This window comes from Pseudomonas sp. FSL R10-2189 (assembly GCF_009600325.1).
GTDB classification, from domain to species: domain Bacteria; phylum Pseudomonadota; class Gammaproteobacteria; order Pseudomonadales; family Pseudomonadaceae; genus Aquipseudomonas; species Aquipseudomonas helleri.
The window spans coordinates 172,255-193,943 of sequence record NZ_WIVZ01000001.1 but is presented as its reverse complement, the minus strand read 5'-3'; the positions used below and the strand labels follow the sequence as shown (position 1 = coordinate 193,943).

Sequence of the window (21,689 nt, the reverse complement as noted above, 5' to 3'; positions counted from 1 at the left end):
CTGCAAGAAGGTACTGAAATGTCCACCAGTATGGGTATGGCTAGCGTTTTCGTTTTGTCGTCTATGATGTTGTCGCCTCTGGCCATGGCAGAAGAATCCCCTGCGTTCATCGCCAAGAACGAGGCCCGCGCAGCGGCTTTTGAACAGCGTCAAACCGAGCTCGCAGCCAGCCATCAAAATGATGTCAAATCCCAGCAAACACAGGTCAAAGTCAGCCCGGCAGATGAACCAAAAGACAGCTGATTTCACGTGCAAATATTTCCCGACCCAGTCAGTCTGATGACACGTATGTGACTGATTGTTTCAAAAGCCGCTATGATAGCGGCTTTTTTTTGTTTTAAAAAAAGGCGTCTCGACCATGAAGCGCCTAAAAATAAGAACTGAATTTTCAAAGAAAATAAAAACTGCCGTCACTTTAAAGGAGCAACCGACTGATGAAACAAGCGCTAAAGCTCAGTCCTCTATTCATCGCACTGACTGCAACGATCCCGTTGTTTGCACAGGCAGATGACGACACGTCCAAAGAGGGGTTCATCGACGGCTCGACCCTCGACTTGCATCTGCGTAACTACTACATGAACCACGACATCCACAGTCCGGACACCCATGACGGTAAGGAGTGGGGCCAAGGCTTTATTGCCAAGTTCGCTTCGGGTTATACCCCTGGTGTGGTCGGTTTTGGTCTGGATGCGTACGCCATGCTCGGCCTCAAACTCGATGGCGGTGGCGGTACCAGCGGCAGCAGTATCCTGCCGATTGGTGGCGGCAACGGTAATGCGCCCACCGACTTCTCGTCGGGTGGTGCGGCGCTAAAAATTCGCGCGTTTGATACCGAGCTGAAAGCCGGTGACCTGTTCATCACCAACCCGGTGATCGCAGGCGGTGAAACCCGCATGTTGCCGCAGACGTTCCAGGGCATCAGCCTGACCAACCACAGCTTTGCGGGCTGGATGCTGGAAGGCGGTCAAGTCACCTACGACAAGCCCTACAACCAGAGCGGCATGCGCCGCCTGACCACCACCTACGGCAATCTGAATGACCAGACCACCAAGCACCTGACTTGGGCTGGCGTAGCCTTCAGCGGTATCCCGGGGGTCACCAGCAACCTGTATGCCTCGCAGTTGCAAAACGTCTGGAACCAGTACTACTACGATCTGGACTACACCCATTCGCTGAGCAACGGCATCACCCTGAACCCTGGTTTCCACTACTACCACACGCAGGACACGGGTAACGCGCTGCTGGGAGCCATCAACAACAACACTTTCAGCCTGCACTTTGCAGTGGGGATGGACGGGCACAAAGTCACCGCGGTGTACCAACGTGTCAACGGCAACACGCCGTTTGACTACATTAACCAGGGCGACAGTATTTACCTGGATAACTCGCAGCAGTATTCGGACTTCAACGGCCCGAACGAACGCTCGTGGAAACTGCAATACGAGTATGACTTTGCAGGCCTCGGCATTCCTGGCCTGACCACCAGCGCCTCGTACTCACGCGGTGAAGTGGACCTGACCAAGGCGGACCCGAACAGCATCGGTTACAGCAACTGGTACAACCCCAATGGCAAAAACGCGTTCCACTGGGAGCGTGACCTGAGCGCCAAATACGTGGTTCAGGAAGGCAAGGCCAAAGACTTGGGCTTTACCCTGCGCTGGGCAACCAACCGTGGTAATGCGGCGTATGAAACAGTCGATCACAATGTCGATGAATACCGCGTGATTGTTGACTATCCTCTGAACATCTTCTAAATCGTGACCTTAAGGCCAGCTTTTTAGCTGGCCTTAAACCTCAAGGGCTGTACCTTAGGAGCAGGCACGATTTATAGCCTTGAGGGTAAAGCCATTAAGTATTCCGCGCGCACTCCTGTCATTACCCGCCGCACACTGATCAGGGCAACGACATTTTCGGCCTTGGTCATTCTCGGCATCGTCAGCTATTTGCTGGTCCGGGAATACCGCAACACCGAAGAAGATGCCAGGCGTTCCGCCCTGAACATCGTGCAACTGATCAATCGTGACATTCGCAACACCTTCTCTATTTATGATTCCGCACTGATTAACCTCATCGACCTGCTGCACACCCAGGCCTTGGCGACGCTGCCTGCCCAGACCCGGCAATCCCTGCTCTTCGACAGAACCAATGAAGCACCCTCATCTTTCGGTTTTTTTGTGCTGGATGCTCAAGGCAAGCTGATTGCCCGCTCAAAACCAGTCGTCAGCATCCCCCCGAATGCCACCCAACAGCCTTGGTTCAGCGTGCAACAAAACAGCACCCGCGATGAGCTGTTCATCAGTCACCCCTATCTCGCCAGTTCAGACAGCCCCGAATGGATCATCTATCTCAGTCGCAGGCTGGTGGCTGAGGACGGGACTTTTGCCGGGGTCGCTGTCGGAAAACTGAAAATATCGTATTTCCAGAATCTGTTTAGAGGCCTGGACATTGGCCCCAGCGGCAATATCAGCTTGCTCGACACGGATGGCACGCTGATGTTGCAGTACCCGCCGACCAGTAAAATCTCAATCGGCCAAGACCTCAGCCAGGCGCCCAACTTCCGGCGTTTTTTAAATGAGCGCTTTGGCAGTTTTATCGCCATGTCCGGTATTTATCATCACGAGCGCCTGTACACCTTCGCTCAGGTGCACGACCTGCCCATTATCGTGGTGGTGGCGATAGCGGCCTCGAGCATTTTCAGTAATTGGCAGCACACGGCGTTAGTGATCGGCAGCGTCACGCTGCTGTTATGCCTGGGCCTGTTGTGGCTGACCTGGCTGCTGATTCGCGAATTGAATTTGCGCCTTCATGCCGAGCGTGATCTCGCTGCCTTGGCGTCAACCGACCCGCTGACCGGGCTGGCCAACCGCCGTACACTGGACCGGGCCCTGGATCTGGAATGGCGCCGGGCGCAACGCACAGGCTGCCCGCTGTCGCTGGTGATGATAGATATTGACCACTTCAAGGCTTTCAATGATCTCTACGGCCATCAGGCAGGGGATGAAGCCATCCGCCAGGTCGCCGCCGTGATCAAGGCCCATGTGCGACGCCCTTCTGACTTGGCGGCCCGTTACGGGGGCGAAGAGTTTGCCGTGGTACTGACCGAAACTGAGGCCGCCAATACGCGCCTGCTGTGCGAGAAACTCCGCCTCGCCGTCGAGCAAATGCCCCCGATGTTGCCGGAGCATAAAAAGCTGACCATCAGCCTGGGCTCGTGCACCCGTTATGCCAAGCCGGGTGAAACCCAGGACGCGTTGTTGAGCGCCGCTGACAAGGCGTTGTATCAAGCCAAAAAAGCCGGGCGCAACCGGGTCGTGAACATCAATGAGACGGGGTTGAATGCGGTGAAGCCGCCATTGGTGTAGGCAAGAGCCCTGACCTTTGTAGGCAGTTGCGATCTTTAAGATCAAAAGATCGCGAGACAAGCTCGCTCCTGCACATTTACGTTAGACACTAGTCCAAAAAAAAGACCACCCGAGGGTGGCCTTCAAAAACTAGAGAATGAAGTTTTACTTAAACTGCCGCAACCGGACGCATGTACGAGATCGGTGCAGTGCTGGCGTCTTCAAAGGTCACGACTTCCCATGCATCGGTCTGCTCAATCAGCTTGCGAAGCAGCTGGTTGTTCAGGGCATGGCCAGACTTGAAGCCTTTGAACTCACCAATCAGGCTATTGCCCAACAGGTAGAGATCGCCAATGGCGTCGAGGATTTTGTGCTTCACGAATTCGTCTTCGTAGCGAAGGCCGTCTTCGTTCAGTACACCATCGGAGTCGACTACGATCGCGTTTTCCACGCTGCCGCCGAGTGCGAGGTTGTGCTTGCGCAGGTACTCGATGTCACTCATGAAGCCAAAGGTACGCGCGCGGCTGACTTCTTTTACAAACGAAGTGCTTGAGAAATCCACGCTTGCACTTTGGGTGCGGTTACGGAAAACCGGGTGATCGAAATCGATCTCGAAGCTCACCTTGAAGCCTTCGAAAGGGACGAAAGTAGCGCGCTTGTCGCCATCTTCCACTGTCACTTCACGCAGGATACGGATGAACTTCTTCGGCGCGTCCTGTTCTTCCAGGCCGGCAGATTGAATCAAAAACACGAAAGGTCCGGCGCTACCGTCCATAATCGGGACTTCAGACGCGGAGAGTTCGACGTAGGCGTTATCGATCCCAAGGCCAGCCATGGCCGAGAGCAAATGCTCTACCGTGTCTACTTTTACGTCGCCGTTGACCAACGTGGTCGACATCGTCGTCTCGCCGACGTTTTCCGCGCGAGCAGGAATCTGCACCACAGGGTCAAGGTCTGCACGACAAAACACGATGCCGGTGTCCACAGGCGCAGGCTTGAGGGTCAGGTAGACCTTCTCACCGGAGTGCAGGCCGACACCTGTGGCACGGATAATATTTTTCAGGGTGCGTTGTTTAATCATGGCATTGGCCGCTTCAGCGCAAATTGCGAACTGGTATCAACAAAGGCTGGCGATAATAGCAGACCGAGCCTTTGCTGAACACCAATCACCTGAATCCCCCTGATTGATTTCATTAATCAGCCTGACGACGCAGGAATGCCGGGATGTCCAGGTAGTCCAGATCATCTTGCGGATTCAGCTTCGCAGCCGCTGTTGCGCCATGTTGAGCCTGATTACGCATCACGGTTGGGCGATCCAGATCACGGTAGTTAACCGCTGGCAGCTCCTGACGCTCGACACGCGGTTCTTGACGCGAAGGCGCTGGCTGGGCCGAAGCCGTTGCGTACGATGCCTGAACGGTGTTGTCGATAACCTTGACCGGCTTCTCGATTTTCGCGCCCAGACCGGTAGCAACCACGGTCACGTGCAGTTCGTCGCGCATGTCCGGATCGATAACCGTACCGACCTTGACCATTGCGTGTTCAGAAGCGAACGCTTCGATGATGCTGCCCACGTCGGAGTACTCACCCAGAGACAGGTCAGGACCGGCCGTGATGTTTACCAGGATGCCGCGAGCGCCTTCCAGGTTCACGTCTTCGAGCAACGGGTTACGGATAGCCGCTTCGGTCGCTTCACGTGCACGGTTAGGACCGCTGGCGCAGCCAGTGCCCATCATTGCCATGCCCATTTCGCTCATCACGGTGCGCACGTCGGCAAAGTCGACGTTGATCATGCCCGGACGCTTGATGATGTCGGAGATACCGCGAACGGCACCGGCCAGTACGTCATCGGCCTTGGCGAAAGCCGACAGCAGGCTGGCGTCTTTACCGAGGATGGTCAGCAGTTTTTCGTTCGGAATCGTAATCAACGAGTCAACGCTTTCGGACAGCAGACGAATACCTTCGTCAGCGATCTGCATGCGCTTGCGACCTTCAAACGGGAACGGACGTGTCACCACCGCAACGGTGAGGATGCCCATTTCCTTGGCCACTTCGGCAATGATCGGCGCAGCACCGGTACCGGTACCACCGCCCATGCCCGTGGTGATGAACACCATGTTGGTGCCCTGCAACACTTCAGCGATGCGCTCGCGGTCTTCCAGAGCGGCCTGACGACCGACCTCAGGATTGGCGCCTGCACCCAGGCCTTTGGTCACACCGGTGCCCAATTGCAGGATGGTACGCGCGCCAATGTTCTTCAGCGCTTGTGCGTCAGTGTTGGCGCAGATGAATTCCACGCCTTCGATGTTGCTCTTAACCATGTGGTTAACAGCATTGCCACCGCCACCACCAACACCGATAACTTTGATTACCGGGCTCTGCGGGATGTTGTCTACGAGTTCGAACATGGTCCCTCTCCTTACATTCTCTAGTTATTTCGCCTACTTCTACTGCTTTTGAATCTTTTACTGCTCAAGCTTTAAAAGTTGCCCTGAACCCAGCGCTTGAGGCGCTCGAACACAGGGGCTTTTTGTTCTTCACTGCTGTAGCTGTCGCGGTTGCTGATACCCGATATGGAAATACCGTCTGACTGCTTTTGCAGCCCGTACAGCAACAAGCCCACAGCGGTGGAGTAAATCGGGTTGCGCACAACGTCGGACAAGCCTTTGAAGCTGTGCGGTACGCCCAGGCGAACCGGCATGTGGAAGATCTCCTCCGCCAGCTCGACAGCGCCTTCCATTTTCGAAGTGCCACCGGTCAGCACGATGCCGGCCGGGATCAGGTCTTCGTAGCCGCTGCGACGCAGCTCTGCCTGGATCAATGTGAACAATTCGTCGTAACGCGGCTCAACCACTTCGGCCAGGGCCTGGCGGGACAGCTCGCGCGGAGGACGGTCGCCCACGCTCGGTACTTTGATGGTTTCACCCGCGCTGGCCAGTTTGGCCAGTGCGCAGGCGTAACGGATTTTGATTTCTTCGGCATATTGGGTCGGGGTACGCAACGCCATCGCGATGTCGTTGGTGACCTGATCGCCCGCAATCGGGATCACCGCGGTGTGACGAATAGCGCCTTCAGTGAAGATCGCGATATCCGTGGTGCCACCGCCGATGTCGACCAGGCACACGCCCAGCTCTTTCTCGTCATCGGTCAATACCGAGTAAGCCGACGCCAGTTGCTCGAGGATGATGTCATCCACCTCAAGGCCACAGCGACGCACACATTTCTCAATGTTCTGCGCAGCATTTACCGCGCAAGTCACCACGTGCACTTTGGCTTCCAGACGTACGCCCGACATGCCCAGCGGCTCACGAACGCCCTCCTGGTTGTCGATCACGTAGTCCTGCGCCAAGGTGTGCAACACACGCTGGTCTGCCGGAATGGCCACTGCCTGGGCAGCGTCAAGTACGCGCTCAAGGTCAGCCGTGCTCACTTCACGATCACGGATGGCAACGATGCCGTGGGAGTTCAGGCTGCGGATATGGTTGCCCGCAACGCCGACGAACGCCGAGTGGATCCGGCAACCGGCCATCAGCTGCGCTTCTTCAATCGCGCGCTGGATCGACTGCACGGTGGACTCGATGTTGACCACCACGCCCTTCTTCAGGCCCCGGGACGGATGCGTGCCAATACCGACGATTTCGATCGTGCCGTCTTCACCAACCTCGCCTACCAGCGCCACCACCTTGGAGGTACCGATATCGAGACCAACGATCATTTTGCCGCTTTGCACATTTGCCATGGGTCCTGCCTCTTCTTAATTCTTCGCGACAGCGGGTTGGGCTATCGTGGGTGCCACAGGTTCCCGCCAGCCGACGGCCAATCCGTTGGCATAACGCAAATCAATGCGCGCAATGTTTGTAATCTGTTCTTTCAGCGTTTTTTCATAGATGGCTATGAAGCGACGCATTTTTTCTACCAAGTGATCGCGCCCCAACAGCAGCTCGATCCCAGGCCCTGCACTGCCGGCTCCGGTGGTCAGGAACCAGCTACCGCGCTCACGCAATTCCAGCCGGGCAATTGAAAAACCCATCGGACGCAGCATCTGGCTCAACACCTGATACTGCTGCATCACTTGCTGCTGGGCCCGTTGTGGGCCAAACAGCTGCGGCAAATGTTCGTAGTTGGCCAGCTCACGCGGGGTGAACGCCTGGCCCTGGTTATTCAGCAATGCTTCATCGCCCCAGCGCGCAACCGGCAGTTGCTCTTCAAGGCGAATCACCACTTGGTCCGGCCACACCCGACGGACTTCGGCGTGAGCAATCCATGGCATTTGTTCCAGCTCAGTGCGCATGCCTTCCAGATCGACCGTGAAGAAACTCGCAGCCACATAAGGAGCAATACGCTGTTGCACGGCCTGCTGACTGATGTAGGTCAAGTCACCCTGCACATTGATGTTGGTGATCGGGCGGTCCGCGTACGGCATCAGGCGTTGTGCGCCTTCGTACGTACCGAACCCCAGGGCCACCAGCAACACAGGCCAAAACAGCACTTTCAAAAAGCCAAAATTGGCTTTTGGCACACGCACCGACATCGGCTCTTTAGCCACCATCCGGCTGGCACCCCGTGGCACCGGCTTGCGGCCGGGGACAGGTTGCTGATGACGAAGCGATGCGCCTGGCATGGTCTTAACCTCGTGACTCAACACTGGCGGCCAGAATCGACAGCACCAGTTGTTGGAAATCCAGGCCCGCCGCCTTGGCCGCCATCGGCACCAGGCTATGGTCGGTCATGCCCGGCGCGGTGTTGACCTCAAGCAGCCAGAACTGGCCATCGACGTCTTGCATCACGTCCAGACGGCCCCAACCGGCAATCCCGATCGCCTCACAGGCTTTGGCCGTGAGTTCCATCAGCTCTTGCTCTTTGTCGCTATCAAGGCCGCACGGAATCCGGTACTGAGTATCCTCAGACACGTATTTGGCGTCGTAGTCGTAGAACGTATGCGGCGTGCCCAGTGCGATAGGTGGCAACACTTGGTCACGCAGGGTGGCGATGGTGAACTCAGGACCGTGGATCCATTGCTCAACCAGCACTTGCGAGTCGTACTTACTGGCGTCAGTCCAGGCGACGATCAATTCGTCTGCACTGTTCACTTTGGCCATACCGATACTTGAACCTTCATGGGCCGGTTTGACGATCAAAGGGAAGCTCAGTTCCTTCGCCGCAGAAATACAATCGGCTTCGCTGCTCAACACGGCGTGACGCGGCGTTGGAATCCCCAGGCTGTGCCACACCTGCTTGGTGCGCAGCTTGTCCATGGCCAAGGCCGACGCCAGAATGCCGCTGCCGGTGTAAGGAATGCCCAAGCATTCCAGCAGGCCTTGCATGCTGCCGTCTTCACCGCCACGACCGTGGAGGATGATAAAGGCGCGGTCGATTTTTTCAGCAGTGATACGGCTGATGAAGTCATCGCCCACATCGATACCGAAGGCATTCACACCTGCGTCCAGCAGTGCCTTGAGAACGGCATTACCCGATTTCAGGGACACTTCACGTTCAGCACTTTTGCCGCCAAAGAGCACCGCTACCCGGCCGAAATCGGCGGGGGCGATGGTCGAAAACAGCGTGGCGTAGGCAGCAGTCATTTCAGTTTCCCCTCGTTGGCAGCGATCACAGCGCCGGCGAACAACGGACTTTTAATCAGTTGCGGTGCCAGACGGCCGATATCGCCCGCCCCTTGGCACAACAGAATGTCGCCCGCACGCAGCAGCGGCTTGACGATCGGCGCCAGCTCAACGCCGCGCTCGATGTAGATCGGGTCCAACTGGCCACGCTGACGGATGCTGTGGCACAGCTGACGGCTGTCCGCGCCCGGAATCGGCTCTTCGCCCGCCGGGTAGACTTCCATCAACAGCAACACGTTGGCGTCGGCCAGCACTTGCACGAAATCGTCGTACAGGTCGCGGGTCCGGCTAAAGCGGTGCGGCTGATAGACCATGACCAGGCGGCGCTCAGGCCAGCCACCGCGCACGGCTTTAATCACTGCAGCAACTTCGGTCGGGTGGTGACCGTAGTCGTCCACCAGCATCACGCTGCCGCCGTCGACTGGCAGTTCGCCGTAGACCTGGAAACGTCGACCCACGCCCTGAAAGCCCGACAAGCCCTGAACGATGGCTTCATCGCTGATGCCTTCATCGGAGGCAATGCAGATGGTGGCCAAGGCATTCAGCACGTTGTGGTTGCCCGGCATGTTGACCGACACATCCAGCGGCTCGCGGTCTGGGCGCAGTACGGTAAAGAAGGTTTGCATGCCCTGCTGGCGCACATTGATTGCGCGCACGTCAGCGGCTTCGCTGAAGCCGTAGGTCACGGTTGGACGTTTAACCAGCGGCAGGATTTCACGCACCACCGGATCGTCCAGGCACAGCACAGCCAAGCCGTAGAACGGCAGGTTGTGGAGGAACTCGACGAAGGTTTTCTTCAGTTTGTTGAAGTCGCCTTCGTAGGTCGCCATGTGGTCGGCGTCGATGTTGGTGACGACCGCAACCAGCGGTTGCAGGTGCAGGAAGCTGGCATCGCTCTCGTCAGCTTCAGCGATCAGGTAACGGCTGGTGCCCAGCTGGGCATTGGTGCCTGCTGCATTCAGACGGCCACCGATCACGAACGTCGGGTCCAGGCCACCGGCCGCGAACACCGAGGCCAACAGGCTGGTGGTGGTGGTTTTGCCGTGCGTGCCGGCAACGGCGATGCCGTGGCGATAGCGCATCAGCTCAGCCAGCATTTCGGCCCGTGGCACTACCGGAATGCGGCGCTCAAGCGCACTGGCGACTTCCGGGTTGGAGGTGTTTACAGCGCTGGACACCACCAGTACATCGGCGTTGGCAGCGTTCTCGGCACGGTGGCCGATAAAGATGTGCGCGCCAAACGACTCAAGGCGTTCGGTGACAGCCGATGCATTGAGGTCAGAACCCGACACCTGATAGCCCAGGTTCAGCAATACCTCAGCGATCCCGCACATGCCCACGCCGCCGATACCGACGAAGTGGATACGACGGATGCGGCGCATTTCCGGTTGCGGCATGGCTTTTTGATTCTCAACCATTGGCCACCTCCAGGCAGATGTCGACAACGTTACGGGTGGCATCAGGTTTGGCCAGGCGACGCGCGTTGGCCGCCATGCTGTTGAGTCGTTCCGGTTGCATCAATACCTCTGTCAGGCGAGCCGCCAGTTCGGCCGCGCCAGTTGTTGCTTGCGGCATCAGGAAGGCCGCGCCCTCCCGTGCCAAAAAGTCAGCATTACGGCTCTGATGGTCGTCAATCGCGTGGGGCAACGGCACCAGCAGCGAAGGCAGACCGGCCGCAGCCAGTTCACTGACGGTCAGCGCGCCTGCGCGACAAACCACCAGGTCGGCCCAGCCATAAGCGTGGGCCATGTCTTTGATGAAGGGCTGAACATCCGCCTCGACACCGGCCGCGGTGTAACGCTGGGCGGTGATTTCATCGTGTTGTTTGCCCGCCTGATGAAACACTTCAGGGCGCAGCTCAGCCGCTACGTTGGCCAAGGCTTCAGGCAGTAATTTGTTCAGGGGCTCGGCACCCAGGCTGCCGCCCAGCACCAGCAAGCGCGCCTTGCGCCCTTCGAGTGCAGCGCGGGGCGCCAGGGTGAACAGCTCGGGGCGCACCGGGTTGCCGGTGGTGCGCAGTTTGTCGGAGGCGGCAAATGTCTGCGGGAAGGCTTCACACACACGGCTCGTCATCGGCACCAACAAACGGTTGGCGGTACCGGCCACGGCGTTCTGCTCGTGAATGATCACCGGCACGCCGCAAGTTTTGGCCGCCAGGCCACCAGGCCCGGTCACATAGCCGCCAAAGCCGAGCACGCACACGGGCTTGAGCTGGCGGATGATTGCGCGTGCCTGGAACAAGGCCTTGAGCAATACAAACGGTGCCTTGAGCAGCGACAGTTTGCCTTTGCCACGCAGGCCGGTGACGTTGATCCGGTGCAGGGTAAAGCCTGCCGGTTCAACCAGTTCGTTTTCGATGCCTCGCGGTGTTCCGAGCCAGTGCACGGTGTAGCCACGCGCTTCAAATTCACGCGCGCAAGCCAGCGCCGGGAACACATGCCCGCCGGTGCCGCCCGCCATGATCAGCACATTAGCGCCCATGGTTCGGCTCCTCTGCGAAGTCGCTTTCTTTGAAGTCGGTCTCTTCGCTGCCCAGGTGGGTTCGACTCTCCCACTCGATGCGCAGCAACAAACCCATACACACACAGCAAATCACCAACGAACTGCCGCCATAACTGAGGAATGGCAAGGTCAGGCCTTTGGTAGGCAGCAAACCGACGTTAACCCCGATGTTGATCAGGAACTGGCCGATCCACAGGAACGACAAGCCGTACGCCATGTAAGCCGAGAAGTATTGTTTGGCGCGCTCTGCCCACATGCCGATGTACATGCCGCGCACACAGACGAACACGAACAGCGCCACGGTCAGCAACGAACCGACCACGCCGAGTTCTTCAGCCAATACCGAGAACACGAAGTCGGTGTGCGCTTCAGGCAGGTAGAACTGCTTTTGTACGCTGTTGCCCAAGCCCACCCCGAACCACTCGCCGCGACCGAACGCGATCAGTGCCTGGGTGAGTTGATAGCCCGAACCAAACTGGTCGGACCATGGGTCGGTAAAGGTAATCAGACGCGCCATCCGGTACGGCTGTGCTTGAACCAGCACGAACACCGCGCCCACCGCCAACGCCACCATCAATGCGAAGCGGAACAGGCCCACACCGCCGAGGAACAACATGGCCGCCGCAGCGCCCATCATTACGACGGTGGCGCCGAAGTCAGGCTCCATCAGCAACAGACCAGCCATGGGCAGCAACACGATGAAGGGTTTAAAAAACCCCATCCAGCTGTCGCGCACTTCCTTCTGCTGACGCACCAGGTAGCCGGCGAGGTAAATCACCACAAACACCTTGGCGATTTCCGAAGGCTGCACGTTAAAGAAGCTGAAACCGATCCAGCGCATCGAACCGTTGACCTCACGGCCAATGCCCGGCAGCAACACCATGACCAGCAAGCCGAACGCACCGATCAGCAGCATGAAGCCCATACGCTGCCAGGTCGCAATCGGCACCATCATGGTCATCACGCACGCACCCAGACCGAGCACGATGTAAAACAGGTGCCGGATCATGTGGTACAGCGTGTTACCCGACTGCAATGCCGCCACTTCGGACGATGCCGAGGTGATCATCACCAGCCCCAGGCCCAGCAGCGCCAGACAACCGGCCAGCAGCGGGAAGTCGAGGTCAATGCCACGGCCCGTGATCAAGGGCGAAGGGTAAGGTTTCAGGAAACCGAAGATCATGCCAATGCCTCCACTGCACGTGCAAAGAGGTGGCCGCGTTCTTCGTAATTTTTGAACATGTCAAAGCTGGCGCACGCGGGCGACAGCAGTACCGCGTCACCTGGGCGAGCGTGTGCACGGCTTTGCGCAATGGCGTCGTCCAGCGATGTGGCACGAATTTGCGGAACCGCATCACCCAACGCATCAGCGATCAGACCGCTATCGCGGCCCATCAACACCACGGCGCGGCAGTGCTTGGCGACGGAATCGCGCAGGCCGCTGAAATCAGCGCCCTTGCCGTCACCGCCGGCGATCAGGATCAGCTTGCCGTCCATGTCCGAACCCAAGCCTTCAATGGCGGCCAGGGCAGCACCGACGTTGGTGGCTTTGGAGTCGTTGTAATAGCTCACGCCGTCCAGTTCGCGGACCCATTGGCAGCGGTGCTCGAGACCGGCAAACGTGCGCAGGCTCGACAGCATGGCGTCGAACGGCAAGCCCACGGCATGCCCCAGCGCCAGCGCAGCCAGGGCGTTGGCCTGGTTGTGCGCGCCACGGATTTTCAGTTCACGCACGGGCATCAGGTTCTGAAATTCGAAGGCCAGGTATTTTTCGCCCTGTTCTTCGCGCAGGCCGAACGCCTTGAAATCGGGAACGCTCAAGCCGAACGACCAGCACGGCAGGCCTTCGCCCATCAGCGGACGGGTCAGCGCGTCCTGACGGTTGAACACCACTTGGCGAGCGCCACGGAAAATCCGGTGCTTGGCCAAGTGGTACGCCGGCAGGCCGCTGTAGCGGTCCATGTGGTCTTCGCTGATGTTAAGCACGGTGGCGACTTCGGCGCCGAGATCGTTGGTGGTTTCGAGCTGGAAGCTCGAGAGTTCCATCACGTACAGCTCGATGTCATCGCTGAGTAGGTCCAGCGCCGGGGTGCCGAGGTTGCCGCCCACGGCCACACGCTTGCCGGCCGCCGCGGCCATTTCGCCCACCAGCGTGGTCACAGTGCTCTTCGCGTTGGAACCACTGATTGCCACGATGGGCGCTTTTGCGTTACGCGCGAACAGGTCGATGTCGCCCGACAGTTTCACCCCACGGGCAGCGGCCGCTTGCAGCGCAGGCGTCGCCAGAGCCAGGCCGGGGCTCACGTAGAGCTCGTCGGCGCGGCACAGGAACTCGACGTCCAGCTCGCCACAACGCACGTCCACCTGCGGATAGTCACGGCGCAGCGTGGCCAGCTCCGGGGGATTTTCCCGCGTGTCTGCCACGGCAAACGACACACCCCGGCTCGCCAGAAAGCGTACCAGGGACATGCCGCTCTTGCCGAGGCCGACAACGATGCGGAAGTGGTCAGAAGCGATCAGAGACACAGGTTCTACCTCAGCTTCAGCGTGGCAAGGCCGATCAACACGAGGATCACGGTGATAATCCAGAAACGGACGATCACGCGTGGCTCAGGCCAGCCCTTGAGTTCAAAGTGGTGGTGAATCGGCGCCATACGGAACACCCGCTTGCCAGTCAGCTTGAACGACGCGACCTGGATGACCACCGACAGGGTTTCCATCACGAACACACCGCCCATGATGAACAGCACGATTTCTTGACGCACGATGACCGCGATGGTGCCCAGCGCAGCACCCAGTGCCAGTGCGCCGACGTCGCCCATGAACACTTGTGCCGGGTAGGTGTTGAACCACAGGAAACCAAGACCGGCGCCAATCAGTGCGCCGCAGAACACAATCAACTCACCGGCGCCCGGGACATACGGGATCAGCAGGTAGTCAGCGAATTTCAGGTTGCCCGACAGATAGCAGAAGATACCCAGCGCGCCGCCGACCATCACGGTGGGCATGATCGCCAGGCCGTCGAGGCCGTCAGTCAGGTTGACTGCATTGCTCGAACCGACGATCACAAAATAGGTCAGCACGACAAAGCCGATGCCCAGTGGAATGCTGGCATCTTTAAGAATCGGCAGGATCAGGGTGGTTTCGACGGCGCTTGGCGCGGTTACGTACAGGAAGATCGCCGCAGCCAGACCGAACACCGATTGCCAGAAGTACTTCCAGCGGCTTGGCAGCCCGCGCGAGTTCTTTTCGATGACCTTGCGGTAGTCGTCAACCCAGCCGATGGCGCCAAACAGCAGGGTCACCAGCAACACGACCCACACATAACGGTTGCTCAGGTCAGCCCACAGCAAGGTGCTGATGGTTATGGCCGACAAAATCAACGCACCGCCCATGGTCGGGGTGCCGGATTTGGACAGGTGTGATTGCGGACCATCATTACGCACCGATTGGCCGATCTGACGGTTTTGCAAGGTGCGGATCATCCACGGGCCCAGGCACAACGACAACGACAGCGCGGTCAGTACGCCCAGAATCCCGCGCAGGGACAGGTACTGGAAGACTGCGAAGCCCTTGTAGAACTGTTGTAGATACTCCGCTAGAAGCAGCAGCATTAATGTTTCTCCCCGCAGGAACCGCACAGTGCCGCAACGACGTTTTCCATCGCTGCGCTGCGCGAGCCCTTGATCAAAATAGTGGTGTTTTTTTCGTGCTCAGTGCGAAGTGCCGTGATCAGGTCAGCCTGATTGGCAAAGTGACGAGCCTGGTGTCCAAATGCAGCGACGGCATGAGCCATCAGCGGTCCCACCGCATAGAGCGCTGAAACCTTGTCGGCGGCATAAGCGCCTACTTCACGATGTCCTTGCTCCGCCCACTCACCCAACTCGCCTATGTCTCCGAGTACCAGGACGGTACGACCGGAAAAGGCGGCGAGTATATCAACGGCAGCGCACATTGAGGTGGGGTTTGCGTTGTAAGTGTCATCAATAATTCGCAGGCCTGTGCCAGTCACTTGCGCGACCGCCCGCCCCTTGACCGGCTGCACGGCTTCAAGGCCGGTTTTGATGCCGAACAACGACACACCCAGCGCATGGGCGGCAGCCGCGGCGGCCAAGGCGTTGGCCACGTTATGGATGCCCAACAGGTTGATTTGAACCGGCTCGACACCTTGCGGGCTGTGCAAGGTAAAACCTGGGCAACCCCGCGCATCCAGGCTCAAATCGCTGGCGTAAAAATCTGCTTCAGGGTTTTTCAGCGAGAAGCTGAGCACCTGGCGACCGGCGGCACGGGCGTGCCAGATGGCAAAAGCCTTGTCATCGAGGTTGAGCACAGCGACGCCGTCTGCGGCCAGGCCTTCAATAATTTCACCTTTGGCCTCGACGATTTTGTCAGGGCCGCCGAACTCACCCACGTGGGCGGTACCGGCGTTGTTCAGTACCGCAACGTGGGGCTTGGTCATGGCCACGGTGTAGGCGATTTCGCCGATGCGTGAAGCACCCAGTTCGATGACCGCCGAGGTGTGTTCCTGAGTTAGTTCGAGCAGGGTCAGCGGCACGCCCAAGTCGTTATTCAAGTTGCCCTTGGTCGCCAGCACCGGGCCGCGCGTGCGCAGGATGCAGGCAAGCATTTCCTTGACCGTGGTTTTGCCGCTGGAGCCCGTGATGGCCGCAACAGGCTTGTCGTAGCCGGCACGGTTCAGCGCGCCCAATTGGCCCAATGCGACACGGGTATCCTTGACCACCAGTTGAGGCAAGGCCGACTCAGGCACTTCGCGCTCAACAAGGGCGGCGACGGCGCCTTTTTCGGCTACATCATTCAAATAGTCATGGCCATCAAAACGCGGGCCAGTCAGGGCTATGAACAACTGGCCCTGGGCAATGGCGCGACTGTCGATGCTGACGCCGCTGAAAGACGCGTCTGCACCGACCACACGGCCGTTCAGAGTGGCTGCCACTTCGCTCAACAACAAAGGCTTAAGCATGCGCAGCCTCCCAGGCGTCCAGGGCTTTTTCAGCTTCGACCAGGTCTGAGAAATCGTGGCGTTCGCCGTTGATTTCCTGATAGTCCTCGTGCCCCTTACCGGCCAGCACGATGACGTCCTCGGCGTCGGCATTGGCGATGATCTGGGCAATGGCAGCACCGCGACCGGCGACAAAGGTCACCTTGTCAGCGTTGGCAAAGCCTGCACGGATATCGCTGAAGATCTGCGCCGGGTCTTCGCTGCGCGGGTTGTCGTCTGTCACCAGTACGGCGTCAGCCAACCGCTCGACCACTTCGGCCATGATCGGGCGCTTGCCGCGATCACGGTCACCGCCGCACCCGAACAGGCAGTGCAATTGACCTTTGGCGTGAGGACGCAGGGCTGCCAGTACTTTTTCCAGGGCGTCCGGGGTGTGAGCATAATCGACCACGACCAGCGGCTTGCTGCCGCCGCCCAGGCGCTGCATGCGACCCACCGGGCCTTCCAGCTTGGGCAAGACCTTGAGAATTTCATCAAGCGCATAGTCAAGACCGAGCAGCGCGCCAACCGCCGCCAGGACGTTGCTCAGGTTGAAACGACCGAGCAAAGTGCTGCGCAACAGGTGCTCGCCTTGCGGGGTTACCAACGTGGCGCGCACACCATCGTCATCGAACACCGCGTCACGGCAATACAGGTAAGCGCTGCTGTCTTCGAGGCTGTAACTGATCAGTTTCGAGGGGTGCTTTTCGTTCGCCAGTTGACGGCCGAACTCGTCATCCAGGTTCACCACCCGGCAGCGCAGATCTGGCCAGGCAAACAGCTTGGCCTTGGCGGCTGCGTAAGCTTCCATGGTGCCGTGATAGTCCAGATGATCGCGGGACAAGTTGGTCATCACGGCCACGTCGAACGCCAACGCGCTGACCCGACCTTGATCCAGCCCGTGGGACGACACTTCCATGGCAACGGCTCTGGCCCCGGCCTTTTTCAGATCGGCCAACATGGCTTGCACCGCAATCGGGTCCGGCGTGGTATTGCGCCCGCTTTGCAGCGCACCGTAAAAACCGGTACCCAGCGTGCCAATGATGCCGCAGTGCTGGCCCAGGTGATCAAGCGCTTGGGCGACCAGTTGCGTCACGCTGGTTTTGCCATTGGTGCCGGTAACACCCACCAGATTGAGGGCGTGGCTTGGTTCACCATAAAAGCGCCCGGCCAGGTCAGACAGTTGGGCGATCAAGCCTTTGACAGGGATCAGCGGTACATCGGTAATCGGCAACACCGAAGCGCCTTCGACTTCATAGGCCACGGCGGCTGCGCCACGCTGCAAGGCATCGGCGATGTGTTCGCGGCCATCGAGCTTGGCGCCCGGCACCGCGAGGAACAAATCACCGGCACGCACACTGCGGCTGTCGAGGGTCAACTCACGGATCATCACGTCGTGACCCGCGTTAGGGAAAATCTTGATCAGGTTCAGGGACATTAACCGCGCCCTCCTTTGGCTGCTGCAGCGGTCGCAGCTTGTTGCTCTGCTGCGGTCGGCAGGTTGTCCGGGGTCACGTTCATCAGGCGCAACGTGCCAGACATCACTTTGCTGAAGACCGGCGCCGATACCAGACCACCGAAGTAGCCCGCTTTGCTCGGCTCATCGATCACGACCACGATCGCGTAGCGCGGGTCACTCATCGGGCCAAACCCGGCAAACAGGGAACGGTAAGAGTTGACTGCGTAGCCTTTAACGCCGCCGGACGAGGTTTTACGCGCCGTACCCGACTTGCCGCCGACGTGATACGCCGGCACTTTGGCACGCCAGACACCACGCGGGTTTTCGATCACTTCCTGGAGCATGCCCTGCAAGGTCTTGGCGACCTGCTCCGGCATGACTTGCGTGGCTTGTACAGGCTTGTCCTTGTCGGCTTTGAGCAAGGTCAGCGGTGCCAGCTTGCCGTTGTTGGCCAATGCCGAGAACGCGTGAACCAACTGTATGGCCGTCACGGAAACACCGTAGCCGTAAGACAGGGTCGCGGTTTCGGCTTTGCGCCACTCACGGTAGTTCGGCAGGTTACCCACACGCTCGCCGGGGAAGCCCAGACCGGTGTCCTGGCCCAGACCCATTTTCGCCATCTGACGGAAAATCGCTTCGCCACCGATATCGAAGGCGACCTTACTCATACCCACGTTACTGGAGTTGATCAGGATGCCGGTCAGGTCCAGTACCGGGCCTTCAGTACGCGATACGTCACGGATGGTGTATTTGCCCAACTGCAAGGTACCCGGGTACACCTCAACCTTGTCGGTGGGTTTCCAGCGACCGGTTTCCAGTGCCGCGCTCATCGAGATCGGCTTAACCGTTGAGCCCGGCTCGAACACGTCGATCATGGCACGGTTACGCATCATCGCCGGTTGCAGGTTGCGACGGTTGTTCGGGTTGTAAGTCGGTTGGTTGACCATGGCGAGGATTTCGCCGGTCTTCACATCCATGATCACCAGGCTGCCCGCCTTGGCACCGTTTTCGACCAGCGCATTGCGCAGTTCGCGGTTGGCCAGGTATTGCAGGCGCAGGTCAATCGACAACGCCAAGGTCTTCCCTGCCTTGGCGTTTTTAGTGACTTGAATGTCTTTGATCAGACGACCGCGTCGGTCCTTGATAACCTGTCGCTTGCCCGGCACACCGGCCAGCCATTCGTCATAGGCCAGCTCGACACCTTCACGGCCTTTGTCATCGATATCGGTAAAGCCCACCATGTGCGCGGTGACTTCACCGGCCGGGTAGAAACGGCGGAACTCTTCAATGCCGTAAACGCCCGGAACCTTGAGATCGAGCACGACTTGCCCCTGCTCGGGCGTCAGGCCACGAACGAGGTAAATGAATTCTTTGTTGGCTTGCTGCTCAAGGCGCGCAGTCAGCACCTTAGGGTCTTGCCCAAGCGCGCGTGCCAATGCCGGCCAGTGATCTTTACCCGCTTGCATTTCTTTTGGGTTGGCCCACAGCGTGGTCACCGGCGTACTGACCGCCAAAGGCTCGCCATTACGGTCGGTAATCAACCCGCGGTGTGCCGGGATAGTGATGTGCCGCAAGCTGCGGGCATCACCCTGACCTTTCAAGAAATCGTGGTCGATCACTTGCAGGTAGATAATCTGGCAGGCGATCGCGCCTACCAGCAGCGCCAGCAAACCCAGCACCACGCGAAAACGCCACGGATAGAGCGCGCCTTCGAGTTTGATCATGGCGTCACCATCCGAACTTCTGCTGCACCGGGGATGTGCATCTTCAGTTGTTCGCTGGCCAGGGTTTCGATACGGCTATGGGCAGTCCAGGTGCTCTGCTCAAGGATCAAGCGGCCCCACTCTGCCTGGGCCTTGTCACGCACGCTCAGTTCCCCGTACAGGGTGTTGAGCAATTGGCGGTTCCAGTGCGCGCTGTAGGAAACGCCCACGGCTGAAACCAGCACGGCAACAAACAGCAGCAGCATGAAGAAGCTTCCGCCGGGGAGGGGTTTGGCGTAAAGCTTGTTCAACGAAGCTTCTCCGCAACGCGCATGACAGCGCTGCGCGAGCGCGGATTGGCTTTGAGTTCGGCTTCAGAAGCGAACTGCGCCTTGCCATGAATTTTGATCTTGGGTTCAAAGGCTTTGTGCTGGACAGGCAAGCCACGCGGCAGGTTGTCCGGTTCACCTTTGACCAAATCGCGCATGAACAGCTTGACGATACGGTCCTCGAGGGAGTGGAAGCTGATAACAACCAGACGGCCGCCGACTTCCAGCGACTCCAGCGCCGCTTCAAGACCGGCCTTCAGGTCTCCGAGTTCGTTATTGACGTGAATACGCAGGCCCTGGAACGTACGGGTCGCAGGGTGCTTGCCCTTTTCCCAAGCCGGGTTGGCAACTTTAAGCACTTCAGCCAGATCGCCAGTGCGCTCAAACGGCGTGATTTCACGGCGCTCGACCACGGCACGGGCCATGCGACCGGAAAAACGCTCTTCGCCGTACTCCTTGAACACACGGGTAATTTCTTCGTGGGAGGCGGTGTTGACGAACTCCGCCGCGCTAATGCCCGTATTCGGGTTCATGCGCATGTCCAGCGGGCCGTCATTCATGAAGCTGAAGCCACGCTCCGGGTCGTCAAGCTGTGGCGAAGACACGCCCAGGTCGAGCAAGACACCGCTGACCTTGCCGGCCAGGCCGCGCTCGGCCACTTCGGATCCCATTTCAGCAAAGCTGCGCTGCACAATGACAAAGCGGCCGTCTTCGGCCGCTAGCGCTTGCCCGGTCGCAATCGCTTGTGGATCTTTATCAAACCCGAGGAGACGCCCCTGGGGGCCAAGATGCTGGAGTATCAGGCGGCTATGTCCGCCGCGACCAAAGGTGCCATCCAGATAGCATCCATCAGGACGTACGGCGAGAGCCTCTACGGCTTCATCGAGCAGTACGGTGATGTGGTTGAAGTCGCTATCAATAGTCACAGAATTAAATCACGCAGTTCATCAGGCATCGCGCCCGGTTGTTGAATGGCTGCAAGGTCAGCGGCAGAAACGGCTTCCCAGGCATCCTCGTCCCACAGTTGAAACTTGTTCAACTGGCCCACCAACATCGCGCGCTTGTCCAACTTGGCATACTCACGCAAACGCGGCGGCACCAGAAAACGACCACTGCCGTCGAGCTCAAGATCGACGGCATTACCAATCAACAAGCGCTGTAAACGTCGGTTTTCTTCACGTAACGACGGCAACGCCCGCAGCTTGGTTTCAATCAATTCCCACTCATCGAGCGGGTACACACATAAGCAGGGATCCACCGCATCAATGGTCACAATCAGTTGCCCGGAGCTTCTCGAATTCAGCTCGTCACGGTACCGGCTCGGCATTGCGAGACGGCCCTTGGCATCGAGACTGATTGCGTTAGCTCCGCGAAACACGAGGCGGCACTCCAAATATTAGCGTTTTACGTCTGGAAAACCCACTTTATGCCACTTTTCGCCACTTGCGCACACTATAGGAATGCCCCTACCACACCGTCAAGGCGCGGCCCGAAGGAAAATCCTTACATTACGGAGATTTAGGTGGGTAAATAGACGTACAGCAATAAGCGAAAGCTTTTTTGGAGGGGCGATCCGCAGCTAATTCAATGCGCAGGACTTCAAACTTAAAGTGCTTTCTTAAGAGTGAGGTTTTTTTGACATTAAGATGAGCGGTTCTTCATGCAACTAAAGCGAGGGGGTGAAGCGAGCATTTCTACATGCCTATCTGCTTGCGAAACAAGCAGGGGGAAAAAG

General features: G+C 58.5%; 19 protein-coding genes. 3 read left to right on the top strand and 16 right to left on the bottom strand.

What is annotated here, in order from left to right; translation table 11 throughout:
• Positions 1 to 18 precede the first annotated feature (18 nt).
• From GHO32_RS00905 to GHO32_RS00895, 3 genes are all read left to right on the top strand, one after another.
• Entirely contained in the window at positions 19 to 243 is a 225-nt protein-coding gene (locus GHO32_RS00905; protein ID WP_048367167.1) for a hypothetical protein, read from the top strand.
• A gap of 191 nt (positions 244 to 434) precedes the next feature.
• On the top strand, positions 435 to 1,754 hold the full coding sequence (locus GHO32_RS00900) for an OprD family porin (protein ID WP_048389887.1): 1,320 nt from the start codon (positions 435 to 437) through the stop codon (positions 1,752 to 1,754).
• A 162-nt stretch (positions 1,755 to 1,916) separates the two neighbouring features.
• Entirely contained in the window at positions 1,917 to 3,362 is a 1,446-nt protein-coding gene (locus tag GHO32_RS00895; protein ID WP_256678605.1) for a sensor domain-containing diguanylate cyclase, read from the top strand.
• A 148-nt stretch (positions 3,363 to 3,510) separates the two neighbouring features.
• Here the strand turns inward: GHO32_RS00895 and lpxC are convergent, their stop codons facing one another.
• The 16 genes from lpxC to mraZ form a co-directional block, all read right to left on the bottom strand.
• Positions 3,511 to 4,422 (bottom strand): UDP-3-O-acyl-N-acetylglucosamine deacetylase, encoded by a 912-nt coding sequence (gene lpxC / locus GHO32_RS00890; RefSeq protein ID WP_048367172.1) that lies wholly within the window; start codon positions 4,420 to 4,422, stop codon positions 3,511 to 3,513.
• A gap of 112 nt (positions 4,423 to 4,534) precedes the next feature.
• Complete coding sequence (gene ftsZ, locus GHO32_RS00885) at positions 4,535 to 5,749, bottom strand: cell division protein FtsZ (protein ID WP_048367173.1); 1,215 nt, start codon at positions 5,747 to 5,749, stop codon at positions 4,535 to 4,537.
• 71 nt (positions 5,750 to 5,820) lie between these two features.
• Positions 5,821 to 7,080 carry a cell division protein FtsA gene (gene ftsA / locus GHO32_RS00880; RefSeq protein ID WP_048367176.1) on the bottom strand — a complete coding sequence of 420 codons (1,260 nt, stop codon included), beginning with the start codon at positions 7,078 to 7,080 and terminating at the stop codon, positions 5,821 to 5,823.
• A gap of 15 nt (positions 7,081 to 7,095) precedes the next feature.
• A complete protein-coding gene (locus GHO32_RS00875; RefSeq protein WP_048367179.1) occupies positions 7,096 to 7,962 on the bottom strand; it encodes a cell division protein FtsQ/DivIB in 867 nt (288 codons plus the stop codon).
• A 4-nt stretch (positions 7,963 to 7,966) separates the two neighbouring features.
• The gene (locus GHO32_RS00870) at positions 7,967 to 8,923 is read right to left on the bottom strand and encodes a D-alanine--D-alanine ligase (protein WP_153335591.1); all 957 of its coding nucleotides are present in this window, start codon (positions 8,921 to 8,923) and stop codon (positions 7,967 to 7,969) included.
• On the bottom strand, positions 8,920 to 10,380 hold the full coding sequence (gene murC / locus GHO32_RS00865) for a UDP-N-acetylmuramate--L-alanine ligase (RefSeq protein ID WP_048367183.1): 1,461 nt from the start codon (positions 10,378 to 10,380) through the stop codon (positions 8,920 to 8,922). Before murC ends, GHO32_RS00870 begins: the two co-directional genes overlap by 4 nt.
• The gene (gene murG, locus GHO32_RS00860; RefSeq protein WP_153335592.1) at positions 10,373 to 11,443 is read right to left on the bottom strand and encodes an undecaprenyldiphospho-muramoylpentapeptide beta-N-acetylglucosaminyltransferase; all 1,071 of its coding nucleotides are present in this window, start codon (positions 11,441 to 11,443) and stop codon (positions 10,373 to 10,375) included. The genes murC and murG overlap by 8 nt, the downstream gene beginning before the upstream one ends.
• Positions 11,433 to 12,647, bottom strand: a complete 1,215-nt coding sequence (gene ftsW, locus GHO32_RS00855) for a putative lipid II flippase FtsW (RefSeq protein ID WP_048367186.1) — start codon at positions 12,645 to 12,647, stop codon at positions 11,433 to 11,435. Before ftsW ends, murG begins: the two co-directional genes overlap by 11 nt.
• Positions 12,644 to 13,990, bottom strand: a complete 1,347-nt coding sequence (gene murD, locus GHO32_RS00850) for a UDP-N-acetylmuramoyl-L-alanine--D-glutamate ligase (RefSeq protein ID WP_368668312.1) — start codon at positions 13,988 to 13,990, stop codon at positions 12,644 to 12,646. Before murD ends, ftsW begins: the two co-directional genes overlap by 4 nt.
• 5 nt (positions 13,991 to 13,995) lie before the next feature.
• A complete protein-coding gene (gene mraY / locus GHO32_RS00845) occupies positions 13,996 to 15,078 on the bottom strand; it encodes a phospho-N-acetylmuramoyl-pentapeptide-transferase (RefSeq protein ID WP_048367188.1) in 1,083 nt (360 codons plus the stop codon).
• The gene (gene murF, locus GHO32_RS00840; protein WP_153335593.1) at positions 15,078 to 16,445 is read right to left on the bottom strand and encodes a UDP-N-acetylmuramoyl-tripeptide--D-alanyl-D-alanine ligase; all 1,368 of its coding nucleotides are present in this window, start codon (positions 16,443 to 16,445) and stop codon (positions 15,078 to 15,080) included. The genes mraY and murF overlap by 1 nt, the downstream gene beginning before the upstream one ends.
• Positions 16,438 to 17,901, bottom strand: coding sequence for a UDP-N-acetylmuramoyl-L-alanyl-D-glutamate--2,6-diaminopimelate ligase (gene murE / locus GHO32_RS00835; protein WP_153335594.1), 1,464 nt, complete (start codon positions 17,899 to 17,901; stop codon positions 16,438 to 16,440). The genes murF and murE overlap by 8 nt, the downstream gene beginning before the upstream one ends.
• Complete coding sequence (locus GHO32_RS00830; protein ID WP_048367191.1) at positions 17,901 to 19,646, bottom strand: penicillin-binding protein 2; 1,746 nt, start codon at positions 19,644 to 19,646, stop codon at positions 17,901 to 17,903. The genes murE and GHO32_RS00830 overlap by 1 nt, the downstream gene beginning before the upstream one ends.
• Entirely contained in the window at positions 19,643 to 19,936 is a 294-nt protein-coding gene (ftsL, locus tag GHO32_RS00825; protein ID WP_048367192.1) for a cell division protein FtsL, read from the bottom strand. Before ftsL ends, GHO32_RS00830 begins: the two co-directional genes overlap by 4 nt.
• The gene (rsmH, locus tag GHO32_RS00820; protein WP_371924511.1) at positions 19,933 to 20,880 is read right to left on the bottom strand and encodes a 16S rRNA (cytosine(1402)-N(4))-methyltransferase RsmH; all 948 of its coding nucleotides are present in this window, start codon (positions 20,878 to 20,880) and stop codon (positions 19,933 to 19,935) included. Before rsmH ends, ftsL begins: the two co-directional genes overlap by 4 nt.
• Entirely contained in the window at positions 20,877 to 21,332 is a 456-nt protein-coding gene (mraZ, locus tag GHO32_RS00815) for a division/cell wall cluster transcriptional repressor MraZ (RefSeq protein WP_048367195.1), read from the bottom strand. The genes rsmH and mraZ overlap by 4 nt, the downstream gene beginning before the upstream one ends.
• Between the last annotated feature and the right edge of the window lie 357 nt (positions 21,333 to 21,689).

Bases quoted from the DNA above. Each gene is read 5' to 3' on its own strand.
- murF (WP_153335593.1), bottom strand. From the start codon at position 16,445: ATGCTTAAGCCTTTGTTGTTGAGCGAAGTGGCAGCCACTCTGAACGGC.
- GHO32_RS00900 (WP_048389887.1), top strand. From the start codon at position 435: ATGAAACAAGCGCTAAAGCTCAGTCCTCTATTCATCGCACTGACTGCA.
- ftsZ (WP_048367173.1), bottom strand. From the start codon at position 5,749: ATGTTCGAACTCGTAGACAACATCCCGCAGAGCCCGGTAATCAAAGTT.
- ftsW (WP_048367186.1), bottom strand. From the start codon at position 12,647: ATGATCTTCGGTTTCCTGAAACCTTACCCTTCGCCCTTGATCACGGGC.
- GHO32_RS00875 (WP_048367179.1), bottom strand. From the start codon at position 7,962: ATGCCAGGCGCATCGCTTCGTCATCAGCAACCTGTCCCCGGCCGCAAG.
- lpxC (WP_048367172.1), bottom strand. From the start codon at position 4,422: ATGATTAAACAACGCACCCTGAAAAATATTATCCGTGCCACAGGTGTC.
- ftsA (WP_048367176.1), bottom strand. From the start codon at position 7,080: ATGGCAAATGTGCAAAGCGGCAAAATGATCGTTGGTCTCGATATCGGT.
- mraY (WP_048367188.1), bottom strand. From the start codon at position 15,078: ATGCTGCTGCTTCTAGCGGAGTATCTACAACAGTTCTACAAGGGCTTC.
- GHO32_RS00870 (WP_153335591.1), bottom strand. From the start codon at position 8,923: ATGACTGCTGCCTACGCCACGCTGTTTTCGACCATCGCCCCCGCCGAT.
- GHO32_RS00905 (WP_048367167.1), top strand. From the start codon at position 19: ATGTCCACCAGTATGGGTATGGCTAGCGTTTTCGTTTTGTCGTCTATG.
- GHO32_RS00830 (WP_048367191.1), bottom strand. From the start codon at position 19,646: ATGATCAAACTCGAAGGCGCGCTCTATCCGTGGCGTTTTCGCGTGGTG.
- murG (WP_153335592.1), bottom strand. From the start codon at position 11,443: ATGGGCGCTAATGTGCTGATCATGGCGGGCGGCACCGGCGGGCATGTG.
- murC (WP_048367183.1), bottom strand. From the start codon at position 10,380: ATGGTTGAGAATCAAAAAGCCATGCCGCAACCGGAAATGCGCCGCATC.
- murE (WP_153335594.1), bottom strand. From the start codon at position 17,901: ATGTCCCTGAACCTGATCAAGATTTTCCCTAACGCGGGTCACGACGTG.